Below are 24,899 nucleotides of genomic sequence, written 5' to 3'. Positions count from 1 at the left end.
GATGAACCCCTGGCTCACCTTCGCCTTGTCATGCCCGTACGGCACAAGGTCATCGCTCGAAATCCCGAGCTTCGCACCAATCTCCTGGATCGGCGCCTTCTCCGCTTCACGCGCTATCTCAATATCACTCTTGTAGGCCATTGGTCTTATCCTCCCAGGGTATCGCCGGTTTTCAGGGCCACGCTACCGGCCCAGTCTGCTGCCGGCTGCTTGCTGCCGCCTGCGGGTTTCACGCGTTTCATCCGGATGCGTCCGCCGATGCACTGCACGGTGACGCCCTTTTCGCTGATTTCCATGATCCGGCTGGAAATGCCGTCGCCGGGCACACGCTCGCAGTCATAGACGCTCAGTTCTTCGTCCCCGTGCATGGTCCAGGCGCCGGGTGCCGGGTTGGTGCCCCGGATCAGGTCATAGACCTGCTTGACCGGCTTGTTCCAATCGATCCTTGCATGTTTCTTGGTGCAGCGGCGCTCATACGTGGCGGCGCTTTCATCCTGTTCGCTATGGGGCGGATTGCCGGCGCGGAAGAGATCGCAAACCTCCAGTACCGAGTCGACCGCCGCCGGATAGATCTTCTTGAAATAGAGATCGATCACCGTGTCGTCGGGCGCGATGTCGCACACCCATTGCAGCAGGACGTCCCCCTCGTCCAGCCCGTCGGTGGGATAGAACCAGGAGAACCCGGATTTGGTATCGCCCATGATGATCGGCCAGTTCACCGCCGATGGTCCGCGATAGAGCGGCAGCAACGACGGGTGAAAACAGATCGAACCGTGAGTGGGGACGTCGCGTGCCGCCTCGGGCACAAAGACGTTGACATAGGCCATGACCATCAGATCGGCCTTGAATGCGGCCAATTCGTCCAGTGTTTCCTGATCCTTGAAATGCGCGGGCTGCTTGACCGGCAAGCCGCGCTCCAGCGCGTATTCCTTGATCGGATCGACAGGTTTGCCGTCGCGGTCAGGCTCGCAATACACAGCAACGACCTCGTCGACACCGGTATCGAGTATCTTGGCCAGGGCATCCTTGCCGAACGCCTGCTGGCCCATCACGATGATACGCATGGATTTGGTCATTCCGCAGCCTTCCGCGTCACTTCGCCCACTGCGCCGGATCCGATCACACGCTCCAGTTCCTCGCCGGTGTAGCCCAGCACGCTCGACAGGATTTCCTCGGTATGTTCGCCCAGCAGCGGCGAACGCTCAACCTCGACCGGGCTGTCAGACAGCTTGATCGGGCAGCCGACGCTGATGTATTCGCCGCGCTCCGGATGATCGACCTTGACCAGCGTACCGGTCGCATAAAGCCCTTCGTCCTCGGCGATTTCCTTCATCGACAGGATGGGACCGACCGGGATATTCAGCGGGTTGCAGATGTCCATGACCTCGAATTTGGTCTTGGTCATCGTCCATTGCTCGATGCGCTCGAATATCTCGTTGAGCTTGTCCAGCCGTTCTGGCGGCGTCTTGTAACCGTCCTTGGTTTTCCAATCCGGTTCGCCGATCAGGTCACAGATTTTTTCCCAAACCGCAGCCTGTGTGATGAAATAGGTATACGCGTTGGGATCGTCCTCCCACCCCTTGCATTTCAGGATACGGCCGGGCTGACCGCCGCCCGAGTCGTTCCCCGCGCGCGGCGTTGCTTCGCCAAACGGAACGCCTTCGCCATACTGGCTGTACTCGGTCAGCGGACCCGCCGCCAAACGCTGCTGGTCGCGCAGCTTCACGCGCGACAGGTTCAGGACACCGTCCTGCATCGCCGCCGAGACCTTCTGACCGCGACCGGATTTTTCGCGGTGGAACAATGCCGTCACAATACCAAGGCACAGGTGCAGCCCGGTGCCGGAATCTCCGATCTGCGCGCCTGTCACCAACGGCGGGCCATCGCGGAACCCCGTGGTCGAGGCCGAGCCACCCGCGCATTGCGCGACGTTTTCGTAAACCTTGCAGTCCTCGTATTTGCCCGGGCCGAACCCCTTGATCGAAGCCATGATGATGCGCGGATTGATCTTCTGGATGTTCTCCCAGCTGAAGCCCATGCGATCCAGCGCGCCGGGAGCAAAATTCTCGACCAGCACATCGCATTCCTCGATCAACCGGGTCAGAACCTCTTTACCCGTCTCGTTCTTGGAATTGAGCTCGATCGACCGCTTGTTGTGGTTGAGCATCGTGAAATACAGGCTGTCGGCGCCCGGCACATCAACGAGTTGCTTGCGGGTTGCGTCGCCGACACCGGGGCGCTCGACCTTGATCACATCCGCACCGAACCAGGCCAGCAACTGGGTGCAGGTTGGTCCCGACTGAACATGTGTGAAATCGAGAACCTTGATTCCTTCGAGTGCTTTCATGACTGTATTCCTGTTCGTGACTTACTTGCGTGCCTGCGGATAGCGCGCCTGCGCGACCACCGACTGCGGATTGAGGTTGCCGATATTGCCGCTTTCCTTGCCGGCGGCGGGGTCGATTGCGGCGTTGATCAGGGTGGGTTTGCCGCTTTCCAGCGCGGCATTGACCGCACGGCGCAACTCGTCTGGCGTGGTGACATGCTCGCCGACGCCGCCAAAGGCCGCCATCATCTGGTCATAGCGGGCATCGGGCACGAACACCGTGGTCGCCGGATCGTCGCCGCCACCCCAGTTTTCGCCATCTCCGCGATAGATGCCGTTATTGTTGAACACGACCACGCAGACCGGAAGGTTGTAGCGACAGATGGTTTCCACCTCCATGCCGCAGAAACCAAAGGCGCTGTCGCCCTCGACCGCCAGAACCTGCTTGCCGGTCTCGATCGAGGCCGCAATCGCGGCGCCCATGCCAATGCCCATCACGCCCCATGTGCCAACGTCGATCCGGTGCCGTGGCTTGTGCACGTTGATGATCGAACGCGCGAGATCGAGCGTATTTGCGCCCTCGTTCACAAGGATCGTATCAGGCTTGTCGGTGATCACCTGCTTCAGCACACCAAGTGCCGCGTGGTAATCCATCGGGATGTTGTTGTTCTGAAGACGTGCCGCCATCTTCTCCATGTTGGCCGTGGCCTTGGAATGCACCTGATCCAGCCAGTCCTTGGGTGGCGCGATGCCCTCGTTCTCCATCCCGTCAATCAGCGCTCTCGCGCAGGACCCGACATCGCCGACCAGCGGTGCCGCGATTTCCACGTTGCTGTCCATCTCCTCGGCGTCGATGTCGATCTGGATGAATTTCTTGGAACCCGGTTCACCCCACTGCTTGCCCTTTCCGTGGCTGAGCAGCCAGTTGATCCGCGCGCCCAGCATGATGACGACATCGCTCTCCTTGAGCACAAGCGAACGCGCCGCCGATGCACATTGCGGATGGGTATCCGGCAACAGGCCCTTGGCCATCGACATGGGCAGGAAAGGATAGCCCGATTTCTCGACCAGTTCGCGCACGGTGTCGTCGGATTGATCATAGGCCGCCCCCTTGCCGATCACGATCAACGGGCGTTTCGCCTCCTTCATCACGCCGATGGCGCGGGAAATCGCTTCCGGTGACGGGGTCTGGCGCGGCGCCGGATCAATCACCTTGACCAGCGACTGCGCCCCCTTGGCGGCCTCCATGGTCTGGCCCAGCATGGCGCCCGGGATGTCCAGGTAAACGCCGCCCGGACGGCCGCTGACGGCGCTGCGGATCGCGCGCGCTACCGCGATACCGATATCCTCTGCATAGGTCAGGCGATAGGCAGCCTTGCAAAACGGCCGCGCCATTGCGAGCTGGTCCATCTCTTCGTAGTCACCCTGCGCGAGATCGACGATTTCGCGCTCGGACGATCCGGAGATCAGTATCATCGGCCAGCAATTGGTGGTGGCATTTGCAAGCGCGGTCAGCCCGTTCATGAAGCCGGGCGCAGACACCGTCATGCAGACACCCGGCTTCTTGGTCAGGAACCCGGCAACCGACGCAGCGTAGCCCGCATGCTGCTCGTGCCGGAACGAAATCACCCGCATGCCCTGCGCCTGGGCATAGCGGCCCAGATCGGTGATCGGGATACCCGGCACGTTATAGATGGTGGTGATGTCATTCAGCTTGAGAGCGTCGATCAACAGGTGAAACCCATCGGTCAAGTTCTGCGGCGCGATGTCTGATGCATCATCCTGCACGGCGGCGGATTGTGTCATTTTTGATCTCCGAATTCTTTCCGTATCTCTAGCCAGCTTCAGTTCTTGCTGATCCCATGCTTTCCAGCCGGGTCCAGGTCTTGTGAATATGGTCGTGCAACCTCATCGTGTGCTCGCGCACTCGTCGTGACGCGAGGTCGGCATCCCGCGCCTCGAGCGCCTCGATAATCTCGATATGATCTGCAACCGACTTGCGCGCGCGATCGCTCTCGCCCATCGCCCGCCTGCGGATCGCCTTCATATGCGTGAACAACCCGTCCGCTGTCGTCTTGAGCAATTCGCAACCTGACAATTCAAGAATCGTCTGATGAAACTTGATATTGGCATCCGAATACTCTTCGAGCTCGGCTCGGACCGCATCGCTGCTGTGGCGCATGGCAAAGCGGCGCAGCGCCTTCAGATCCGCATCGCTCGCCACCTCGGTCGCAAGCCGCGCGGCCATGCTTTCGAGCGCCGCCCAGGTCACGACCATCTGCAGGATCTCGTCGCGCGACTTGCGCAGGACGAACACACCCCGGCGCGGCACGATCTGCACCAGCCCCTCATGGGCCAACCGCGCCAAGGCTTCGCGGATAGGGGTGCGTGAAACCGCGAGGCGTTCGGCAAGCTGCCGCTCATCCAGCCGAAGATCGGCGTCAGGATGGTAGATATTCATGTTCAGAATGGCTTCTTTCAGAACCTCGAACGTGTGATCCTTCAGCGTGAAGTTCACCGAAATCGGATTCAGACTGTCACCAATCGACACGCGAAGCACCCCTCCCAAGGCGTTTCAGTCAGACCCCAGATAGAGGCGGCTGAAATTGTGTATGTGGTATACCATACATCAGGAACATCATCGGTCAACAGATTTTATATTGTGGAAAATCAGCAAACTACCTTGACAAAACTCTCTGTGGTATACCACATACCTGCGAAATCGAATCTGCCATTTGGAGCAAGGGATGCTGATCAGAGCAACGGATTCGGCACTTGTTGTGATCGACATGCAGGAACGGCTCGTGCCTGCCATGCAAGCCCCTGCGCGCACCATCGCAAATACGCGGCTACTGCTGACCGCCGCAAGACGCACCGGGGTGCCGGCACTGCTGACTGAACAGTATCCGCAAGGGCTTGGCAAGACAGTGCCAGAGGTACGAAACGCCGCAGAAGGCGCACTAGTCCTGCCCAAGATGCATTTTTCATGTATGGAAGACCCGGCATTCGCCGACGCGTTTCTCGCGCTCGGACGCAAGCAGGCCGTTATTGCCGGAATGGAGGCACATATCTGCGTGGTACAAACTGCCGAAAGCCTCGTCGAAGCGGGCTTTGATGTCTTTGTCGTTTCCGATGCGACAGCGTCCCGCACGCTTGAAAGCGAGCGCGCCTGTCTTGCCCGGCTAAGTGCGGCGGGCGTTGGCATCGTAACCGCGGAGATGGTGGTCTTCGAATGGCTTGGCCGCGCAGGAACCCCCGAATTCAAAGAGCTTTTGCCACTCATCAAGTAAAATTCCACACCGGGAGTCTAAGACGAATGAATATCCACGAATACCAGGCCAAACAGGTGCTGAAAGGATTCGGCGCTCCGATCGCCAACGGCGTTCCCATCACCAGCCTGGATCAGGCCGAGGCGGCCATTGCATCGCTTCCCGGTCCCGTCTGGGTTGTAAAAAGCCAGATCCACGCGGGCGGACGCGGCAAGGGCAAGTTCAAGGAACTGGCCGAAGATGCCAAGGGCGGCGTCCGCGTGTCCTTTTCCGCCGAAGAGGCGCTCGACAATGTCAAGGAAATGTTCGGCAACACGCTGGTGACCAAGCAGACCGGCCCGGCAGGCAAGCAGGTCAATCGGCTGTATATCGAGGACGGCGCCGACATCGACCGGGAACTTTACCTGTCGATCCTGGTCGATCGTGAAACCGGCAAGACATCCTTTGTGGCGTCGACAGAAGGTGGCATGGACATCGAAGCCGTGGCCGAGGAAACACCCGACAAGATCCATACGATCGGCATCACCGCATCGCAGGGCGTGACCGACGCGGACGCGGAAAAGATTGCCGACGCCTATGAGCTCACCGGCGACACGCGCGCGCAGGGGAAGGCACTTTTCGCGCAACTCTACGAAGCGTTCACCAGCAAGGACATGAGCCTGTTGGAAATCAATCCGCTGATCGTGACCAAGGCGGGCGATATACAGGTGCTCGACGCCAAGGTCTCGTTTGACGGCAACGCCCTGTTCCGCCATCCCGACATCATGGAATTGCGGGACGAAACCGAAGAAGACGACAAGGAAATCGAAGCGAGCAAATACGATCTTGCCTATATCGCGCTGGATGGCGAGATCGGCTGCATGGTCAACGGTGCCGGCCTCGCGATGGCGACGATGGACATCATCAAGCTCTACGGCGCGTCACCCGCCAACTTCCTCGACGTGGGCGGTGGTGCGACCACCGAAAAGGTCACCGCCGCGTTCAAGATCATCACCTCGGACCCGAACGTCAAAGGCATTCTCGTCAATATCTTTGGCGGTATCATGCGCTGCGACGTCATCGCGGAGGGCGTGGTGCAGGCGGTCAAGGACGTCGGCCTCAAGGTGCCACTGGTCGTGCGGCTGGAAGGCACGAAAGTCGAAGAAGGCAAGGCCATCATCAATGACAGCGGCCTCAATGTGATCGCAGCGGACGATCTGGATGACGCCGCACAGAAAATCGTCAAGGCCGTGAAGGGGTAAGAGCATGTCCATTCTGATCGACAAGAACACCAAGGTCATCGTTCAGGGCCTGACCGGCAAGACCGGCACGTTCCACACCGAACAGGCGCTGGCCTATCACGGCACGCAGATGGTCGCAGGCACCCATCCGAAAAAGGGCGGCACCAACTGGACCGGCTCCAATGGTGAAAGCCTGCCGATCTACGCCAGCGTTGCCGAGGCCAAGGACGCCACCGGCGCCACCGCATCGGTGATCTACGTTCCGCCCGCAGGCGCGGCCGCCGCCATCGAGGAAGCCATCGATGCGGGCATCGACCTGATCACCTGTATCACCGAAGGCGTTCCGGTGCTCGACATGGTGCGGGTCAAGGAAAAGCTCGCGGCCTCGAACAGCCGCCTGATCGGCCCCAACTGCCCCGGCCTCATGACGCCGGACGAGTGCAAGATCGGCATCATGCCCGGTTCGATCTTCAAGAAGGGATCGGTCGGCGTCCTCTCCCGCTCGGGCACGCTCACCTACGAAGCGGTGTTCCAGACCACTGCGGCCGGGCTGGGCCAGAGTTCGGCGGTAGGGATTGGCGGCGACCCCGTCAAGGGAACCGAGTTCATCGACGTGCTGGAACTGTTCCTCGCCGATGACGAGACCCAGTCGATCATCATGATCGGCGAAATCGGCGGCAGCGCCGAAGAGGACGCTGCACAATTCCTGATCGACGAAGCCAGGAAGGGACGCAAGAAGCCTGTCGTCGGCTTTATCGCCGGGCGTACCGCCCCTCCGGGCCGCACGATGGGCCACGCGGGCGCAGTGATCTCGGGCGGCAAGGGCGGTGCCGAAGACAAGATCGAAGCGATGCAAGCGGCCGGTATCCGTGTTTCGCCCTCGCCTGCAAAACTGGGTGAAACTCTGGTCGACCTTCTGGGCTGACCGCGCAGGGGCGGAAGGCGTCACACCTTCCGCCCACAGCGACGCGCGCGTCAAAACCACACCCGCGACTAAAGTCTGCACGATTGCCGCGATAGAATATTGCGCATGAGCGGCAAATGCTTTCTACATCGAACCCGACGGATCGGCCAAACGGCCTCCACCTGTTTCTATCCGGCCCGCCGGATTGCGCAACTTACGGAGCTGACTGTTCTCATGCCTTACAAAATTCTCATTCTCGGCGCGTCCTATGGCTCGCTTCTGGGCACCAAGTTTCTCGCCGCGGGGCATGACGTCACCCTGGTCTGCCGCGACAAGACGGCGGCGCTGATCAATGGCAAGGGCACCGAGGTACGGATCAAGCTGCGCGACGAGGACAACCACCGCAGCATCCTGTCAGGCGATCTTGACGGCACGTTGGACGCCCAGACGCCACAGGATGCTCAGCCGCAGGAATATGACCTGGTCTGCCTCGCGATGCAGGAGCCGCAATATTCCCACCCGTCCCTGCGTGAGCTGCTGGCCAAGGTGGCCGAAGCGCGGGTGCCCTGCATGTCGATCATGAACATGCCCCCCCTGCCCTACATGCGCCGCATCCCCGATCTAGATTGCACGCCGCTTGGCGGCGCCTATCAGGATCCGGACATCTGGACCAAGTTCGACCCGGCGCTGATGACCCTCTGCTCGCCCGATCCCCAGGCCTTCCGCCCGCCGGAGGAAGAAGCAAACGTGCTGCATGTGGGGCTGCCGACCAACTTCAAGGTCACCCGCTTCCACGACACCAAGGCCGATGCGATGCTCGCCGAACTGGAACAGGGCATCCTCGACTATCGCATCGACGGCAAGGACGTGCCGGTGAAACTGCGCGCCTTCGACTCGCTGTTCGTTCCGTTTGCCAAATGGGCAATGCTGGCCACCGGCAATTATCGCTGCATCCAGCCCGGCGATCCCATCGCCATCCGCGACGCGGTGCATGGCGACCTCGACAAATCCCGCGCGATCTATGGCGCGGTGAATGATCTGGTGGTGGGCCTTGGCGCCGAGCCCGAAGACATGGTGCCCTTCGAGAAATACGCGCGCGCCGCCGAGGGTCTCCTGAAACCCTCCTCCGCCGCCCGCGCCATCGCCGCCGGAGCTCCTGCCATCGAAAGGGTCGACAAGCTGATCCTGCTGATCACCCAATCGCTCGGCCAGAACAACGCCGACCTCGCCGCCACGGTGGAACTGGTTGACAGGAAACTGGCGGAGAACCAGCAGAAGGCAAGCTGATCCCCTGAGTCCGACCTCAGTCCGGAAGGCGTCTTGCAAAAGCTCCAGCGGACCTTTTGAGTCTGTAGGGGGGGCAAGAACGAGCGGGTACGCAGCGCGCTATTGATGCAGATCGGGCCGGGCACGGGCTGGGCTTAGCGCCCCCGCCGCTTCACATTCCCGCCGCGCTGCCCCGGTCGTCCGGCCGTTGACCGCCCACGGGAGTTGACCGCCTGTTCGCTGGCTTTCTCGACCGCGTATTGCCGCGCCAGCGGGTCGTCGGACACCACGAGGTCCACCGCTTCCAGCCGCTTGATCTCGTCGCGCAGGCGGGCGGCCTCTTCGAATTCGAGATTCTCTGCCGCCTTGCGCATGTCGGTGCGCAAGCCATCGAGCACCGCCTCGAGATTGCCGCCATGCAATGGCTTGTCGATGGTCGCCGTGACCCGCGACATGTCGGTGTCGCCCTGATACAGCCCGGCCAGCACGTCCTCGACATTCTTCTTGACCGTTTCCGGCGTGATCCCGTGCTCTTCATTATAGGCGATCTGCTTGGCCCGGCGGCGGTCGGTTTCGCCAAGCGCGCGCTCCATGCTCCCGGTGATCTTGTCGGCATACATGATGACCCGCCCGTCCGCATTCCGCGCCGCGCGTCCGATCGTCTGAATCAGCGAGGTTTCGCTGCGCAGGAATCCTTCCTTGTCCGCGTCGAGAATGGCAACCAGCCCGCATTCCGGGATGTCCAGCCCCTCGCGCAAGAGGTTGATCCCGATCAGCACGTCAAACGCCCCAAGCCGCAGATCGCGCAGGATCTCGATCCGCTCCAGCGTGTCGATGTCCGAATGCATGTAGCGCACCTTGATACCTTGCTCGTGCATGTATTCGGTCAGGTCCTCGGCCATGCGCTTGGTCAGAGTGGTCACCAGCGTGCGGAACCCGTTGGCCGCAACCTTGCGCACCTCGTCGAGCAGGTCGTCCACCTGCGTCTCGACCGGGCGGATCTCGACCACCGGGTCCAGCAGGCCGGTGGGCCGGATCACCTGTTCGACAAAGACACCGCCCGCCTGTTCGACCTCCCAGGACGCAGGGGTGGCCGAAACGAACACCGATTGCGGACGCATCGCGTCCCACTCCTCGAACTTCAGCGGCCGGTTGTCCATGCAACTGGGCAGCCGGAATCCATGTTCGGCCAGCGTGAACTTGCGCCGGTGGTCCCCTTTGTACATGCCGCCGATCTGAGGCACCGAAACATGGCTTTCGTCGGCGAACACGATGGCGTTGTCGGGGATGAATTCGAACAGAGTTGGCGGCGGTTCGCCCGGCGCACGCCCGGTCAGATAGCGCGAGTAATTCTCGATCCCGTTGCAGAACCCCTGCGCCTCGATCATCTCGATGTCGAAATTGGTGCGTTGCTCCAGCCGCTGCGCCTCAAGCAGTTTGCCCTCTGCAACCAGATGGTCCAGCCGCTCGCGCAGTTCCTTTTTGATATTGATAACCGCCTGATTCAGCGTTGGTTTCGGCGTCACATAGTGACTGTTGGCATAGACCCTGATTTGTTCGAACGTGTCCGTCTTTTCCCCGGTCAACGGATCGAATTCGGTTATGCTTTCAAGTTCTTCGCCAAAGAACGACAGCCGCCAGGCCCGGTCTTCGAGGTGCGCCGGAAAAATCTCTAGACTGTCACCGCGCACGCGAAAGCTGCCGCGCTGGAACGCCTGATCGTTGCGGCGGTATTGCTGTTCCACGAGGCCTGCCATGACCTTGCGTTGGTCATACTCCTGCCCGACCTTCAGATCCTGTGTCATCGCGCCATAGGTTTCGACCGAGCCGATACCGTAAATGCACGAAACCGAGGCCACGATGATCACGTCATCGCGCTCCAGCAACGCCCGGGTCGCCGAGTGGCGCATCCGGTCGATCTGTTCGTTGATCTGGCTTTCCTTCTCGATATAGGTGTCGCTGCGCGGCACATAGGCTTCGGGCTGATAATAATCGTAGAAACTGACAAAATACTCGACCGCGTTGTCGGGAAAGAACCCCTTGAACTCGCCGTAAAGCTGCGCGGCCAGTGTCTTGTTGGGCGCAAGGATGATCGCCGGTCGCTGTGTCTCTTCGATGACCTTGGCCATGGTGAATGTCTTGCCGGTGCCCGTCGCACCGAGCAGAACCTGATTGCGCTCACCATCCCGCACGGCCTGCGCCAGTTCCGCGATTGCGGTGGGCTGGTCTCCCGCCGGCTCGAACTCGGTGGACATCACCAGCCGCTTGCCGCCTTCGAGCTTTTCGCGAGGTGCCGCATCGGGCGCGGACATCATCGGCATCGAGCGATCGGTATGAACGTGAGGCATGTGGTTCTCCGGGCGGCAGGTTCCTCAAACTTGTTCTCTTTCCGTCCGGGTTCAACCCCGGATTCAGAGCATCTGCGTCGCTCATGCCAATTATTGTCATGAGAACACCGCCTGCGCGCGAGCAAACCACGCTTGCCCCGAGACGCTAAATCGCTGATAAAAGCCGCAACGACCACAGGAGCGACCAATGCGTGCACGCATCTACAAGCCGGCGAGAAACGCGATGACATCGGGCATGGCCAAGACCCGTACCTGGGTGCTCGACTTTGTCCCGGCCAGCGCGCGTGATGTCGATCCGCTGATGGGCTGGACCTCCTCGGAAGATACGCAGAGCCAGGTACGGCTGCGCTTTTCCAGCAAGGAGGCCGCGCTGGATTATGCCAGGGACCATGGTATCGACGCCCAGGTGATCGAGCCCAAGACCCGCAAACAGAACATCCGCCCCGGTGGCTATGCGGACAATTTCGCTGCGAGCCGGCGCACGGTCTGGACCCATTGAGGCCCCCGGCAAAGCGCATCGAGATTCGCCCGGCCGATCCCGACACACCGACGATCCGCGCGATGATCGACGCGCATCTTGCACATAGCCGGGAAACAACCCCCGCAGACAGCATTCACGCCTTGCCGGTTCAGTCCTTGCGTGCCCCGGAAATTCGGTTCTGGGCCTTGTTCGGGGATGGTGTGCCGCAGGGGTGTGGCGCACTCAAGGATCTGGGTGACGGTCTGGTGGAGATCAAGTCAGTTCACGTTGCGCGGACTGCGAGACGCCGCGGGCTGGCACGTCGGATCATGCTGTTCCTGCAAGCAGAGGCCGCCAAAACCGGAAACACGGCGATGGCGCTTGAGACAGGTTCCGAGCTGCTTCCGGATTTCGAAGCTGCCCGCGCACTTTATAATTCTCTCGGGTTCACCCCATGCGACCCGATCCCCGGCTATGGCCCTGACCCCAACAGCGTATTCCTGCACCTTCGGCTTGATCCGCACGCCTCCTGACCACAAACGCCGCTTGTCGAAATACCCTGCAACGCCTTAGTTGCACCCAGCTTCGGCCCAGGTCCTGAGATGCCGCTTGAAGGCGCCGCCAAACGGGTGTTTCTTGTCGAGTGAACGCTCCATGCTGGCGCTCAGATAGGCACCGGCCTGATCGCAGAGCCGTTCCTGTGTCCATTGGTGACAATTCGAACAGGTCTGCTGTTTCCAGTATTCCTCGGGCAACCCCTCCACCGGCGGAAAGAGCGGCGACATCTTGATGAGTTCCGCAATCGACCGCCCGGATATCTCTGGCAGGTCGGACACGAGGGCCGTTTCAAAGCTGATCGGACCCGCCGCCGCAGGGGCCGGGGGTGTTGCTGGCACAGCTGCCGCCGCGACCTCGGGCGTGGCGGTCACGCCCTCACCCTCTGGATCATGACCGGCTTTCTCGCGGAGCGCGACGAGCTCGCCATTGGCGAATTCGGCAAAGACACCCTCGGGGTAGGCATCAAGATAGGCCTGGTAGGATTCGGTGCTGGCCTCCGACTGCGCCATTTCGAACATTTTCTGTTCTTCAGCGGATGGGCCTTGTGCAACCGGCGCGGGGTTGGCCGCTTCCGGTTGCGACAGTTCCCTTTCCATCAGCACCGACAAAAGCGCTCGGGCATCGCCGGCATAGGTCCCGTCAGGGTATCCGCGCAGAAACAGCATGATCTGGACCGGATCACCCGAAGCCTGGACCGAGTTCCAGAGTTGTAGCTCCTGCAGTTCCGCCGGCGTCAGCGGCTCTTCTTCGGCAAAGACAAAGTCACTGGTCAGCGAGGAAGAGTCCCATGGCGTCTGCTGCCCCGCCGTTCTGTCGATCACGTCGATCCGCACCTTCTTGAACATCTGTTCGATACGCATGCCCGGAGTGGTGATTTGCGACGCCAGAGCCTGTGTAAAAGGGCTGTTGCCGTCCTGCCCGTCCAACGCAACGCCGCCCGGCGCGGTCGCATAGGCCAGGAACGTGCCGGTCGGTGCCTGCATCTCGGCAAGACCGTTGTCGTTGAATTGCGGGATATCGGTGAACGGATTGTTGCGACACGCATCGAGGATCATGATATTGGTCTTGTTGCGCGCGGAAAACATCTGGCGCAGCACCGATTGCGCCTCGACCGCCACGAGGTCGAGATCTGCGGCATCCGCAAGCGCCACATCCACAGGCAAGAGATAGTTTGTGCCAAAGGATTGCACACCATGCCCGGCATAATAGAACAGCCCGGTCGCATCCGCCCCGGCGTTGCGCAGGTCGCGACCAAAGCGGGAAATGCCGCGCTTCATCGCGGCCTGGTCGCTATCGAGAAGCAGCGTGACATTGAAATCGAGCCCTTCGAGCGTTTCCGCGATGAGCCTTGCGTCATTCGACGGATTATCGAGCGGTGACACCGCACTATAGGCGGAATTGCCAATGACAAGGGCCAGACGCTCCTGCGCCCGCAGCGGCGCAGCCACAAGCAGGAACAAAAGACAACAGACATTGAATGCAATGCGCAGGTGCAACGCCCTCTTCCTGTTCATAGCCGCTTTTCCCAAAGGGATCGTGTATTTTCAGCGCCAAACTTCGCGAGAAGTCAGCCAAATTCAGATATTTTCAATGCAACTATCGCTTTTCTCCCACAAGGGTGCAAGTTTCCTGTTACTCTGACCCAAGTGCCATGCAACCGTTTAGAATTTGTTAACTTTCGCATAAGCAGGGACTGCCATGATACTCCGATTTGTCCGCCATTCGCTTTATACCTGCCTGCTGGGCTGTTCGCTGTTGATTGGAGCGCCGCCAAGCGCCGGCGCACAAACCACGGATCCTTTTGAAAACGGCTGGACCCTTGATGCAGCAGCGTCGGAGTTGCGGTTCATGTCGATCAAGAAGGGCAATGTCGCGGAAACCAACACCTTCGCCACGATCAGCGGACTGATCACAGAGGAGGGCAAGGCGCAGATCCGCGTTCTGATGGACTCTGTCGATACCAAGGTCGACCTGCGCAATGTGCGGATGCGGTTCCTGTTCTTTGAAACCTTCCTGCATCCGGAAGCGACCATCACCGTCGATCTTGATCCGGCACAACTGACCGACCTGCACACCAGCCGGCGCAAGATGATCGATGTCGACTATACCGCAACCGTGCACGGTGTTTCGGTCAGCAAATCCGCCGAAGTTGCGGTGACCCTGATCGATAATGATCGCGTGGCTGTCTCGACGACGACCCCCATCGCGGTCACGCTGGAGGAACACAACCTGGAAGCCGGGCGCATAAAGTTGCAGGAAGCGGCCAATGTTGACATAGCGCCCCTGGGAATTGTCAGCTTCGACTTTGTTTTTGACCGTTCAAGCCCCGGCACACCACCGGACATGGCGGTGCTGACGAATGTCGTGGCGCCGGGTTCTGCCGCGCTGGAAACCAAGGGAAACCTTGACCGTGAAGCCTGTGTCGGGCGGTTCGAAATCCTGTCGCGGACCGGCAATATCTACTTTGCGACCGGCAGCGCGCGCCTCGATGCAAAAAGCACGCCACTGCTCGACAACCTGTTCGATATCGTGAACAGATGCCCGGAACTCGCCATCGAGGTGGCGGGACACACGGACTCCGATGGCAGCGATGTCGCCAACCTGCGGCTGAGCGAACGCCGCGCTGAGGCGGTTGCCGGCTATCTTCAGTCAAAGGGCATCCCGGCGTCACGGATGCGTGCAATCGGCTATGGCGAAGCGCAGCCTTTGGTTGCCAACACATCGTCCGAAAACAAGGCGCGCAACCGGCGGATCGAATTCGCGGTGATCAACTAGGCCGGTTCATCGGCCTTGCGCTGCACCCCTTGAATACCCCTGGCGTGACGTGATGTAACTGCCTGACCCAGCGGGCGCACTTGCCGCGCTCACCAGATCAGTCAGAGGCTTTCCGGATGACAGCGCAAACCGAAACACCCCGGGTTCTGGTGACTGGAAGCGCGGGGTTCATCGGATTTCATCTGTGCCGATTGCTGCTGGCCGAGGGCTTTCGCGTACACGGCTATGACGGGATGACGGATTACTATGATGTCACGCTCAAACGGCGGCGGCAGCAGATCCTTCTGCAAAACCCGGAATTTTCCACGACGGAGGCGCTGCTCGAAGACGACGATCAACTGGAGCGCACGGCAACGGAATTCCAGCCGGCAGTGATTGTCCACCTGGCGGCACAGGCCGGTGTACGCTATTCGCTGGAAGCGCCGCGCTCTTACATCGACAGCAACATCATCGGCACGTTCAACGTGATGGAAGCCGCGAGAAAGCTGAGGGTGCGCCATCTTCTGATGGCCTCGACATCCTCGATCTACGGCGCGAACGAAGACATGCCCTTTCGCGAGACGGACAAGGCCGACCGTCAGTTGACGATCTATGCCGCGACAAAAAAGGCGAACGAGAGCATGGCGCATTCCTATGCCCATCTCTGGAACATCCCGACCACGATGTTTCGCTTTTTCACGGTCTACGGACCGTGGGGGCGACCCGACCTCGCCTATTTCAAGTTCACGGATGCGATCCTGGGCGGACGATCCATCGACATTTACAATCACGGTGACATGTACCGCGATTTCACCTATGTCGACGATCTGGTGCGTGGCATTCGCTTGCTGATCGATGCGGTTCCGGTGCGGCCGGAAACACCAGATGACATCGCCCCCGGAGACAGCCTGTCCACAGTTGCGCCCTATCGCGTCGTGAATATCGGAAACTCGGAAAAAGTACGTTTGCTCGATTTCATCGAGGCGTTGGAAGATGCGCTCGGCGTCAAGGCACAACGCAACTATCTGGGAATGCAAAAAGGCGACGTTCAGGCGACCTGGGCTAATGCCGACCTTTTGCGATCCCTTACGGGATATACGCCGCAGACCGATTATCGCGAGGGTCTGAAAGCCTTTGTGAAATGGTATCGTGACTACATGCGCGGGTGACCCGACCGGGCATTGATCATGGGAGGGCGTGAACAATTCGAAACCGATCGCATTCGCTGGAGCAGCAGCAACAAGATGATCTCCGGGGAACGGAACCCGATCCATGTTATCGATCCGTCGATAGAGGGCGATGTCCTGTCCTGCACCGTCACGAAGGTGAATAACGGCGCCAATACCTCGGCCGCCTATCCGGTCGAATAAAACCCCGTTTCGCGACCATGCGTTCACATGCCGTGCACATCCTGAACATCCCGCCCGGGCATGGTCGGTTCCGGATCGGCATCGCCCGCATTCTCAAAAAGAGGCACTTGCCAGAAGCGAAAAAAAGTTGTTCCATCACAGAAGGGGAAAAGTTCCACTCAGCGGAACTTTAGGAGAGGCGCTTCTTGCCAACGATGCAAACCATCGACCGCGCTGCTGCGGTCCTTCGTGTCTTGTCTGACGAAACGTCTGACGGCCTGCGCCTGTCGGATGTCGCCGAAGCCACCGGGCTGGGTAAAAGCACGACGTTGCGATTGCTCGGGGCACTCGGAGAGGTCGGCTATGTCGAGTATGACGCAGCCGCGAGGCGCTATCGACTGGGGTACGGTCTGTTTGCATTGGGCCTTTCCGCACGGCGTTTTCATGTACTGGACCAGGCCCGCACGGCACTGGATCGCCTTGCTGAATCGACAGGCGACACCGTATTCCTGTCGATCCGGGATGGCGATCAGGCGGTTTGCGCCGACCGGCGCACAGGTTCTTATCCAATACGCTCGCTGACCCTTTCGGTTGGCGACCGGCGCCCGCTTGGTGTCGGCGCAGGCTCGCTCGCCCTTCTCGCGTCCGAGCCCGATGACGAAATCGACAGGGTTCTTGCGATCAGTGCCCCGGAACGTCGCAATTTCACCCGATTTGGCGATGACGCGCTGCGACGCATGATCGCCGCAGCGCGCAGGGATGGCTACTCTTTCAACGACGGACAGATCGTCAACGCGATGAATGCGGTTGGCGTCGCTGTTCTGGACGATGCCGGACGCGTCATAGCGGCGCTGTCAATCGCCGCCATCCGGGAACGCATGGAGGAACCGCGCCGTGCCGAACTGGTCGCGCTGCTGCAGGCCGAGGCCCGCGCCCTCGGGCGGAGACCCCCTGAAAACGCCGAAAGGATCATTGGTGCCGATGGATAATGCACATAACCTCGATCGCGAACGCTTTGGCGAAATGTTCGCGCTCATGCATCGCATCCGCGCCTTCGAAGAGGCGGCAATCGCCGCTCAGAAGGAAGGGCTGGTTCTCGGCGCAATTCACCCGTCGATCGGCCAGGAAGCCGTCGCGGCAGGGGTATGCTGCAACCTGCAATCCGCCGACCTGCTGCTGTCCACGCACCGCGGCCACGGGCACACATTGGCGAAGGGAGCCGACCCGCTGGCCATGATGCGCGAGTTGTTCGGCCGCGCAGGCGGAACCTGTGGCGGCAAGGGCGGATCGATGCATATCGCCGATTTCGGTGTCGGCATGCTTGGTGCGAACGGAGTTGTCGGCGCCAACATTCCGATTGCCACCGGCGCGGCACATGGCCTCAAGCTTCAGGGATCGGAGCAGATTGTCGCCTGCATCTTTGGCGACGGCGCGATCAACCGCGGACCGTTTCTGGAGGGATTGAACTGGGCGCGCGTATTCGATTTGCCGGTGTTGTTCGTGTGTGAGGACAACGGTTTTTCGGCAACCACCCGCACGCGGGACATGACCGCCGGCGCAGGAGCCGCAGCACGTGCAGAAAGCCTCGGCATTCCGGCGGTCGAGGTTGACGGCAATGACGTTCTGGCCGTCGATGCCGCAGCGCGGACTGCCATTGCCGATATTCGCGCCGGAAAGGGACCGGTCCTGTTGCACTGCCGCACCTATCGGATCACGGGCCACACGGCGGTCGATCCCGCCCTTTATCGCCCTGCCGAAGAGGTCGAAGCCCAGCGCGGGAATTGTCCAATCGCCCGACTGGGCGCGGCCTTGACGATGGCGGGCATGGAGCCCGATGTGTTGGCGAGAACCGGTCAACAGGCCGTCGATGAAATGACCGAAATCGCAGCGAAGGCACGCGACACGGATTGGCCCGATCCGATGGCCGCCTTCAGCGATGTGCAGGACATGGGCGATCCCCGCGAGAGGGCATTCTGATGGCAACGGACACCTACCTGAACGCCGGCCGACGGGCCGTGATCGAAGAAATGCAACGCGACAAGGCGGTCTGGGCGCTTGGCGAAGACCTTGGTCGTGGCGGTGTCTTCGGACAGTATCGCGACCTGCAAGACATGTTCGGTGCAGACCGGATTGCCGACACGCCGATCTCGGAGGCCTGTATCATGGGCGCCGCGGTCGGTGCAGCCATGACCGGCACGCGGCCCATCGTCGAAATGCGGTTCTCCGACTTTGCCCTCTGCGCGATCGATGAACTCGTCAACCAGGCGGCCAAGGCGCGTTTCATGTTCGGCGGGCAGATGCGAGTCCCGATGGTCGTGCGCGAACCCATCGGCATGTGGCGGTCGTCCGCCGCCCAGCATTCGCAATCGCTGGAAAGCTGGTACACCCATATTCCCGGCCTCGTCGTGGTTGCCCCTGCCACGCCGGCCGACAACCTCGGCCTGCTGAAATCCGCGATCCGCAATGATGATCCCGTCGTTTACCTCGAACATAAGAACCTGTGGGGGCTTGAGGGTGAATTGCCCGAGGGAGAGCACGTCGTACCGCTGGGCAAGGCCGACATCGCCCGTCGCGGGGATGCCGTGACCATCGTGACATGGTCGGGGATGCGCCACGGGTGCCTGCGCGCCGCCGAGGCGCTCGCAACAGCCGGCATCGAGGCCGAGGTGATCGACCTGCGCACGCTCTGGCCATGGGATCAGGAGACCGTGTTCAACTCGGTCAGGCACACCGGTCGCCTGCTGGTCGTGCAGGAGGCGGTCAGCGTCTCGGGGTTCGGTGCGGAAATCGCCGCAAGTGTCGCCGAGGCCTTGCACCACGAACTCAAGGCCCCGGTACGCCGGCTGGGCGCACCACGCATTCCTGTCGCCTACGCGCCTGCGCTGGAGGATCGCGCCCGTGTCGGCGACGCAGCTATCATCGACGCCGCGCGGGCGCTTGTCGCGCCTTGCCCGGCAAACTGAACCGGCGGAAAGCCCGCCACAACGACGATTAGGGAGGACCAAGATGCAATTACTCAAGTCCATTATGATGGCAGGTGCGGCTGTCGCGACGCTCGGCGTTGGCGCGGCGCTGGCGCAGGATTACAAGCCCGAATACCGGGTCTCGACCGTGGTGCCCGCACCGTTTCCCTGGGGAATCGCCGCCGAGAAATGGGCGGAACTGACCGCCGAACGCACCGATGGACGGATCAACATGAAGATCTATCCCGGTGTGCAACTGGTGCAGGGCGACCAGACCCGCGAATTCACCGCGATCCGTCAGGGTGTGATCGACATGGCCGTGGGCTCGACCATCAACTGGTCACCCCAGATCACCGAACTCAACCTGTTCAGCCTGCCATTCCTGATGCCGGACTACGCGGCGCTGGACGCTCTGACACAGGGTCCGGTGGGCGAAAAGCTCTTCGAGATCATCGAATCCAAGGGCGCGGTCCCGCTGGCCTGGGCCGAGAACGGTTTTCGCGAGGTGACCAACTCGAAAACCCCGATCCGCACACCGGAAGACATGAAGGGGTTGAAGCTGCGGGTCGTCGGTTCTCCGATCTACAACGACATGTTCACTGCAATGGGCGCGAACCCAACCCAGATGAGTTGGGCAGACGCGCAGCCCGCCCTGACCACCGGAGCCGTCGATGGGCAGGAAAATCCGCTGACCATCTACACGGTTCTGAACATGCACGAACTGGGCCAGACCAATGTCACGCTTTGGGGCTATGTGGCCGATCCGCTGATCTTTGTCGTGAACCCGCAGGTCTGGGAGAGTTTCACCCCAGAAGATCAGGACATCTTGCGGCAAGCCGCGGTTGATGCGGGCGCCCACGGCATCGAGATCGCCCGCAAGGGGCTGACCGAGGACGACCAGAGCGTGATCGAGGAAATCAAAGGGCATGGTGTCGAAGTCATCACCCTGACCGAAGAAGAGCGCCAGGCTTTTGTCGACGTGACGCGACCGGTCTATGACGCCTGGAAAGAGAAAATCGGCACGGATCTTGTCGACATGGCCGAACAATCCATCGCCAACCGCTGACGAAAACGACCGCCGGGTCCGGAACCGGGCCCGGCCCAGACAAAGGGCGCGACATGGACAGCATCGAGCAGCAACCTGACAGTGAAACCGGAACCGGACACACCGTCGTCCCCGTTCGGATCGAAGAAGCGCTTGGCGCTGCGGCGATGGCTCTGATCTGCCTGATCTCCTTTGCCAACGTGATCGTCCGCTATGCCACAAACGTCTCTTTTGCCTTCACCGAAGAATACTCGGTATTTCTGCTTGTCTTCATGACATTCGTGGGCGCTTCGGCGGCTTTTGCCGGCAATGAGCACATTCGCATCACATTTTTCGTCGATCGCCTGCCCGTCTTCTGGCAGCGCCTCTGCGAGGCGATCACCGTGCTGGCGACCACGCTGATGTTCTCGCTCGTCATCTATTTCGGCGCGCGCGTCACCTATTCGGAATGGAAATGGGAGGAAACGACACCGGGGCTTGGCAATCCGTCTTGGATTTACACGATCTGGATGCCAATTCTCTGTATCGCCATCCTGATGCGGGTGCTGGGTCGGGCATGGGCGCGCTTTCGCAACGGGCGTCGCGCATGATCCTGGCCAATATTCTCCTGCTGGCCGTGTTCGTCGGTCTGATGCTGATCGGTACGCCAATTGCAGTCGCGCTCGGTTTGGGCGGCGCCGTCGGGGTCTGGCTGGGGCTTGATGCAACCGCACTGGGCATGATCGGTCCCAATACCTATGCGGCCGTCGCAAAATATCCGCTGATCGCGATCCCGCTGTTCATCCTGACCGGAGCGATGTTCGAACGCTCCGGCGTGGCGGCGCGCCTTGTCGAATTTGCGCAAGCGCTGATCGGGCCGCGCCGGGGCGGGCTGGCTCTGGTGGCGATCCTCGTCTGCATGATCATGGGCGGCATGTCCGGATCCGGTCCTGCCGACGCTGCGGCCGTCGCCACGGTCATGCTGCCGTCGATGGTCAAGGCGGGCTATCCCCGTCCGTTTACCGCCAGTGTGATCGCCGCCAGCGCCTCGACCGCGATCCTGATCCCGCCCTCCATCGCGATGATCGTCTATTCCGTCATCATACCGGGCATGGACCTGCGCGCGCTCTTCGCCGCCGGGATGATCCCCGGCCTGCTGCTGGGCGTCGCGATTGCCGTTCCCACCCTGATCCTGAGCAAACGTCACGATTTCGGGGCCGACGAGCAATCCGAACGGCCGCCCTTCTGGCCCAGCCTGCGCCGCGCCCTGCCGGGCCTGATGGCTCCGGTGATCATCCTGGGCGGGCTGCGCTCGGGTCTTTTCACCCCGACGGAAACCGCCGTGGTCGCCGTGTTCTATGGTCTGTTCGTCGGCACCGTCCTCTATCGCACGATGGGATGGCGCGATGTCTATAACGTGCTTGCCGAAAGCGCCAAGATTTCGGGCGTCCTGATGATCATCCTGTCACTTGCCGGGCTGTTCGCCTGGGCCGGGTCGACCATGGGCGCATTCTCGGCAACGGCGGACCTGCTGCTGAGCGTCAGCGACAACCAGTGGGTGATCCTGTTCCTTGTGATGTTCGTGATGCTGCTTGCGGGAATGGTGCTGGACGGGGTGTCGATCTATCTCATCACGTTGCCGTTGCTGGTGCCGATCATCGAGGCCTTTCAATGGTCCTATGTCTGGTTTGGCGTGGTGCTGGCGATTAATATCGCGATGGGCCAGTTCACGCCTCCTGTCGCGGTCAACCTTATGGTCACCGCCAAGATTGCCGGCATACCGCTCGAATCCACGTTCCGCTGGGTCGGCTGGCTATTGCTGGCGATGGCCGTGGCCCTGGCTCTCATCATCATCTTTCCTGAAATAGCGCTCTGGCTGCCCCGGCTGCTAGGCTATCGCATCACCTGATCCGAGGACCAAATGACCGATACGAACGAAATGACCGGGGGCGAGGCCCTCGCCCGCACCCTTCTGGCCCACGATGCCGGTCCGATTTTCGGCATGGGAGGATTCCAGCTGCTGCCCTTCTACGACGCGGCGCGGCGTCTGGGTCTGAACCACCACCTGATCAACGACGAACGCTGCGGCACCTTTGCCGCCGATGCCTATGCCAAGGTATCCGGCCGGGTCGGGCTGGTGGACGCGACGCTGGGTCCGGGCGCGACGAATCTGGTCACGGGGCTGGTCGAAGCGTTGAACGCCGGATCGCCTCTCGTGGCCATCGTCGGCGACACGCATCGCGATCACAGCTGGAAAAACATGACGCAGGAAACCAATCAGGCCGACATCCTGCGTCCCGCCGCCAAGGAGGTGATCCGGGTCGAAGCGGTGCATCGCATCCCCGAACTGCTGCGCCGTGCCTTTCAGGTGGCCACGACCGGGCGCCCCGGGCCCGTTGTTCTGATCGTGCCCGAAGATGTGTGCCACGGCACGCACGGCTTTGGCGACGCGGATTTTGTCTGTGACCCGCGCTATCAATCCGCCCCAGCTCTGCGCTGCCGGCCCGAGGCAGAAACCCTGGCCAGAGCGGCGGCGATGTTGGCGGCGGCGGAACGCCCGCTGATCCTCGCCGGAGGCGGCGTGCATATTTCGCGGGCCGCGACGGAGCTGACGAAACTGGCCGAAACCGCACGGATACCCGTTGCCCACACCATGAGCGGCAAGGGCGCGATCCCCTGCACCAGCCCGCTGTCGGCAGGGCTGTTCGGGCGCTATGACCGCATCGCCAACACCATGATCGACGAGAGCGATTGCCTGCTGGTCATCGGCTGCAAGCTCGGTGAAATCGCAACCAAACGCTATACGGTTCCCGCACCGGGCAAGACCGTGATCCATCTGGATTGCGTCGCCGAGGAAATCGGACGCACCTATGCACCCGAATTGCCGCTCTGGGGCGACGCCCGTGAAGGGCTGCGCGATCTGGCCGAGGCGCTGGCAGGCAAGGCTGTGCCGGATGCCCGCGCCGCATGGTGCGATAGCGTCGTGACCCGCATGGGCGATTGGCGCGAGATGGCCCGCCCCCGGCTGGAAAGCGACGAAACCCCGGTCGCCATGGGTCGGATGATGGGCGAATTGAACCGACACCTGCCCGAGGATGCCATCCTGATCGCGGATGGCGGGTTTGCGGCGCATTGGGGCGGCCTGATGTATGACAGCCGCCGGGCCGGGCGGGGCTTCGTCCCGGATCGCGGCTTTGCATCGATCGGCTATGGCCTGCCCGGCGCCATCGGCGCCTGCATGGCCGCCCCTGACCGCGCTGTGGTGGCAATCACCGGAGATGGCGGATTCAACATGGTGCTGGGCGAACTGGAAACGGCGCGCCGACTGGGCATCGCGCCAACCATCATCGTGGTCAACAACGCCGCGTCGGGATATGTCAAGGCATTGCAACACCTGATGTATGGCGAAGGCAACTATCAGTCATCCGACCTGGAAGAGACGAACTATGCCGACGTGGTGAATGCCATGGGCTGTCTGGGGCTGCGGGTTGAAACGCCCGATGCCTTTGCCGGCGCGCTGAAACAGGCGCTGGCCGAAACCGGGCGCCCCTCGGTTCTGGATGTGGTGGTGACGCGGGATGCCTCCAGGATGCTGCCCGCCGCCGACAGTCGGGCGATTACCGTGAAGAAAGGGGACCGGGTTGCCTGACGATCCCCTGCTGGCGGACAGCGTATCGAGGCTCGGGCCGGAATATGCGGGCCGGGTCGTCGTCACCGGATCGCATGGTGGCGTCTTTGCCGCTTTTCTTGCGCGTCGTGCCGGGTTGCGTGCCTGCGTGTTTCACGATGCAGGTATCGGGCTGGATCGCGCCGGAATTGGCGGACTCGATTGGCTCGCCTCACAGGGTATGGCGGCGGCGGCTGTCGATCACGCAACAGCGCCGATCGGTCAGGCCCGCGAGATCCGGGATCGGGGCATCATTTCACATGCCAACGCGCCCGCCGCCGCCCTGGGCGTGACATCGGGACTGTCCTGCAAGGAGGCGGCCGACCTGCTGCGGGCCGCTGCGATGCCGGTGGGCGACTGCCCCGACGTTCGGGAGGGCCGCGAGGAACTGTCCCCGGCAAGGGCATTGCGCGCGCTGGTTCTGGTGGATTCCGCCAGCCTTGTTGCGTCTGCGGACGCGGGCAAGGTCATCGTCACCGGGTCGCATGGCGCGATCTTCGGACATGATCCGGCAAATGCGCTCAAGGCGCAGGGGTATCTCGCGCTGTTCAACGACGCGGGCGGAGCGGCAACCTCTCGCCTGCCCGCCTTGCAGGAGCGCGGCATCGCCGCCGCGACGGTCGCCGCCAGCTCTGCACGCATCGGCGATGCGCGCTCCACATGGCAACGCGGTGTCATCTCTGCGCTGAACGCGCAGGCTGCTGGGCTCGGGGCGACGACCGGCATGAGCGCGCGCGATCTCGTCGAGCGGTCGCTGACGATGTAGGTGGCCGCTGCTTACGCTGACAGGC

At 61.5% G+C, this 24,899-nt stretch carries 24 protein-coding genes; 17 read left to right on the top strand and 7 right to left on the bottom strand.

Annotated features, from left to right (window positions below):
* The 5 genes from AB9K34_RS17395 to AB9K34_RS17375 all read right to left on the bottom strand — a co-directional run.
* A partial coding sequence (locus tag AB9K34_RS17395) for a formate--tetrahydrofolate ligase (RefSeq protein WP_369953462.1) occupies positions 1–141 on the bottom strand: 141 nt, incomplete at its 3' end.
* Positions 142–146: 5 nt separating this feature from the next.
* Positions 147–1,076, bottom strand: coding sequence for a methionyl-tRNA formyltransferase (locus tag AB9K34_RS17390; RefSeq protein ID WP_369955699.1), 930 nt, complete (start codon positions 1,074–1,076; stop codon positions 147–149).
* Positions 1,073–2,347 (bottom strand): formyl-CoA transferase, encoded by a 1,275-nt coding sequence (gene frc / locus AB9K34_RS17385; protein WP_369955698.1) that lies wholly within the window; start codon positions 2,345–2,347, stop codon positions 1,073–1,075. Before frc ends, AB9K34_RS17390 begins: the two co-directional genes overlap by 4 nt.
* 21 nt (positions 2,348–2,368) lie before the next feature.
* Positions 2,369–4,132: an oxalyl-CoA decarboxylase gene (gene oxc, locus AB9K34_RS17380; protein ID WP_369955697.1), complete on the bottom strand. Its 1,764-nt coding sequence runs from the start codon at positions 4,130–4,132 to the stop codon at positions 2,369–2,371.
* Positions 4,133–4,160: 28 nt separating this feature from the next.
* Positions 4,161–4,877 (bottom strand): GntR family transcriptional regulator, encoded by a 717-nt coding sequence (locus AB9K34_RS17375; protein ID WP_369955696.1) that lies wholly within the window; start codon positions 4,875–4,877, stop codon positions 4,161–4,163.
* A gap of 196 nt (positions 4,878–5,073) precedes the next feature.
* On the opposite strand from AB9K34_RS17375, the gene AB9K34_RS17370 reads away from it, so the two are divergent.
* From AB9K34_RS17370 to AB9K34_RS17355, 4 genes are all read left to right on the top strand, one after another.
* Positions 5,074–5,616, top strand: coding sequence for a hydrolase (locus AB9K34_RS17370; protein ID WP_369955695.1), 543 nt, complete (start codon positions 5,074–5,076; stop codon positions 5,614–5,616).
* Positions 5,617–5,642: 26 nt separating this feature from the next.
* Entirely contained in the window at positions 5,643–6,836 is a 1,194-nt protein-coding gene (sucC, locus tag AB9K34_RS17365; protein ID WP_369955694.1) for an ADP-forming succinate--CoA ligase subunit beta, read from the top strand.
* Positions 6,837–6,840: 4 nt separating this feature from the next.
* Positions 6,841–7,740 (top strand): succinate--CoA ligase subunit alpha, encoded by a 900-nt coding sequence (sucD, locus tag AB9K34_RS17360; protein ID WP_369955693.1) that lies wholly within the window; start codon positions 6,841–6,843, stop codon positions 7,738–7,740.
* Between the two features lie 213 nt (positions 7,741–7,953).
* Positions 7,954–9,006 (top strand): ketopantoate reductase family protein, encoded by a 1,053-nt coding sequence (locus AB9K34_RS17355; RefSeq protein ID WP_369955692.1) that lies wholly within the window; start codon positions 7,954–7,956, stop codon positions 9,004–9,006.
* A gap of 134 nt (positions 9,007–9,140) precedes the next feature.
* Here the strand turns inward: AB9K34_RS17355 and uvrB are convergent, their stop codons facing one another.
* Complete coding sequence (gene uvrB / locus AB9K34_RS17350) at positions 9,141–11,333, bottom strand: excinuclease ABC subunit UvrB (protein ID WP_369955691.1); 2,193 nt, start codon at positions 11,331–11,333, stop codon at positions 9,141–9,143.
* 187 nt (positions 11,334–11,520) lie between these two features.
* Between uvrB and AB9K34_RS17345 the strand changes: the two genes are divergently transcribed.
* Positions 11,521–11,832: an ETC complex I subunit gene (locus tag AB9K34_RS17345; protein ID WP_369955690.1), complete on the top strand. Its 312-nt coding sequence runs from the start codon at positions 11,521–11,523 to the stop codon at positions 11,830–11,832.
* The gene (locus tag AB9K34_RS17340) at positions 11,829–12,326 is read left to right on the top strand and encodes a GNAT family N-acetyltransferase (protein ID WP_369955689.1); all 498 of its coding nucleotides are present in this window, start codon (positions 11,829–11,831) and stop codon (positions 12,324–12,326) included. The genes AB9K34_RS17345 and AB9K34_RS17340 overlap by 4 nt, the downstream gene beginning before the upstream one ends.
* 36 nt (positions 12,327–12,362) lie before the next feature.
* Here the strand turns inward: AB9K34_RS17340 and AB9K34_RS17335 are convergent, their stop codons facing one another.
* Positions 12,363–13,865, bottom strand: coding sequence for a caspase domain-containing protein (locus AB9K34_RS17335; protein WP_369955688.1), 1,503 nt, complete (start codon positions 13,863–13,865; stop codon positions 12,363–12,365).
* Positions 13,866–14,049: 184 nt separating this feature from the next.
* Between AB9K34_RS17335 and AB9K34_RS17330 the strand changes: the two genes are divergently transcribed.
* From AB9K34_RS17330 to AB9K34_RS17280, 11 genes are all read left to right on the top strand, one after another.
* Positions 14,050–15,126, top strand: coding sequence for an OmpA family protein (locus tag AB9K34_RS17330; protein WP_369955687.1), 1,077 nt, complete (start codon positions 14,050–14,052; stop codon positions 15,124–15,126).
* A gap of 116 nt (positions 15,127–15,242) precedes the next feature.
* Positions 15,243–16,274 carry an NAD-dependent epimerase/dehydratase family protein gene (locus tag AB9K34_RS17325; RefSeq protein WP_369955686.1) on the top strand — a complete coding sequence of 344 codons (1,032 nt, stop codon included), beginning with the start codon at positions 15,243–15,245 and terminating at the stop codon, positions 16,272–16,274.
* Positions 16,275–16,292: 18 nt separating this feature from the next.
* The gene (locus tag AB9K34_RS17320; RefSeq protein ID WP_369955685.1) at positions 16,293–16,475 is read left to right on the top strand and encodes a hypothetical protein; all 183 of its coding nucleotides are present in this window, start codon (positions 16,293–16,295) and stop codon (positions 16,473–16,475) included.
* 194 nt (positions 16,476–16,669) lie between these two features.
* Positions 16,670–17,443, top strand: coding sequence for an IclR family transcriptional regulator (locus AB9K34_RS17315; protein WP_369955701.1), 774 nt, complete (start codon positions 16,670–16,672; stop codon positions 17,441–17,443).
* Positions 17,436–18,431, top strand: coding sequence for a thiamine pyrophosphate-dependent dehydrogenase E1 component subunit alpha (locus AB9K34_RS17310; RefSeq protein WP_369955684.1), 996 nt, complete (start codon positions 17,436–17,438; stop codon positions 18,429–18,431). Before AB9K34_RS17315 ends, AB9K34_RS17310 begins: the two co-directional genes overlap by 8 nt.
* A complete protein-coding gene (locus AB9K34_RS17305; RefSeq protein ID WP_369955683.1) occupies positions 18,431–19,417 on the top strand; it encodes an alpha-ketoacid dehydrogenase subunit beta in 987 nt (328 codons plus the stop codon). The genes AB9K34_RS17310 and AB9K34_RS17305 overlap by 1 nt, the downstream gene beginning before the upstream one ends.
* 43 nt (positions 19,418–19,460) lie before the next feature.
* Positions 19,461–20,483: a DctP family TRAP transporter solute-binding subunit gene (locus tag AB9K34_RS17300; RefSeq protein ID WP_369955682.1), complete on the top strand. Its 1,023-nt coding sequence runs from the start codon at positions 19,461–19,463 to the stop codon at positions 20,481–20,483.
* 53 nt (positions 20,484–20,536) lie between these two features.
* Positions 20,537–21,052, top strand: coding sequence for a TRAP transporter small permease (locus AB9K34_RS17295; RefSeq protein WP_369955681.1), 516 nt, complete (start codon positions 20,537–20,539; stop codon positions 21,050–21,052).
* Positions 21,019–22,350, top strand: coding sequence for a TRAP transporter large permease (locus tag AB9K34_RS17290; protein ID WP_369955680.1), 1,332 nt, complete (start codon positions 21,019–21,021; stop codon positions 22,348–22,350). Before AB9K34_RS17295 ends, AB9K34_RS17290 begins: the two co-directional genes overlap by 34 nt.
* Before the next feature lie 12 nt (positions 22,351–22,362).
* Entirely contained in the window at positions 22,363–24,090 is a 1,728-nt protein-coding gene (locus tag AB9K34_RS17285; protein WP_369955679.1) for a thiamine pyrophosphate-binding protein, read from the top strand.
* A complete protein-coding gene (locus tag AB9K34_RS17280) occupies positions 24,083–24,874 on the top strand; it encodes a hypothetical protein (protein WP_369955678.1) in 792 nt (263 codons plus the stop codon). Before AB9K34_RS17285 ends, AB9K34_RS17280 begins: the two co-directional genes overlap by 8 nt.
* Positions 24,875–24,899 lie beyond the last annotated feature (25 nt).

This window comes from Sedimentitalea sp. XS_ASV28 (genome assembly GCF_041224545.1).
In the GTDB taxonomy this organism is placed as follows: Bacteria; Pseudomonadota; Alphaproteobacteria; order Rhodobacterales; family Rhodobacteraceae; genus Sedimentitalea.
Note: the sequence above shows the minus strand (reverse complement) of the source record. Positions and strands in the feature narration are given on the sequence as shown.